We start from the raw sequence: 517 nt of genomic DNA on the forward strand, positions 1-517 counted from the left end.
AAATTATAATGACACCCACTATAAATTTTGAGTTGGCAGTTCAAAAAATTAACATGACACCCACTTCAAATATGTAATTAGTAGTTAAATTAAGCGCTTTTAATGAGGATTTATTAGCTGTAATTATAAAAAGTGCAGGAATATGGATAAATTTAAAATTTATTGGGTTGGCATATTTATGATTTATTAATTTTAGGCATGCTTAAACCTGCATCTAGGCAGTTTTAAAACTATTAAGGAGGTTTTAGGCTAGTAGCTTTTTACAATTACTATAATTTACTCGTCTTTTTTTATTTAAATGCTCGCAGTAACTTACATGTGATTGCGGCTTACCTACAGCGCCGTGAAATACGCGGGTAAAGTCTTTAGTGAGTTTTAACCAGTTCTCTGGTGCTATGTTTATTCTTTCTAATAAAGGGAGCTGAGTGTTTTCAATAAACCCAGGTTTATCATTGCGAATAATACGCCCCGTCAGCTCAACTAATTCGAGGTAACATTTAAGCTCAAACGGTAAACC

General features: G+C 32.9%; 1 pseudogene. It reads right to left on the reverse strand.

Annotated features, from left to right (window positions below):
* Positions 1-244: 244 nt before the first annotated feature.
* A pseudogene (locus PAT01_RS20050) lies at positions 245-517 on the reverse strand (transposase); the annotation flags it as partial.

Origin of the sequence: Pseudoalteromonas atlantica, assembly GCA_007988745.1 — a bacterium.
Taxonomy (GTDB): Bacteria; Pseudomonadota; Gammaproteobacteria; order Enterobacterales; family Alteromonadaceae; genus Pseudoalteromonas; species Pseudoalteromonas atlantica.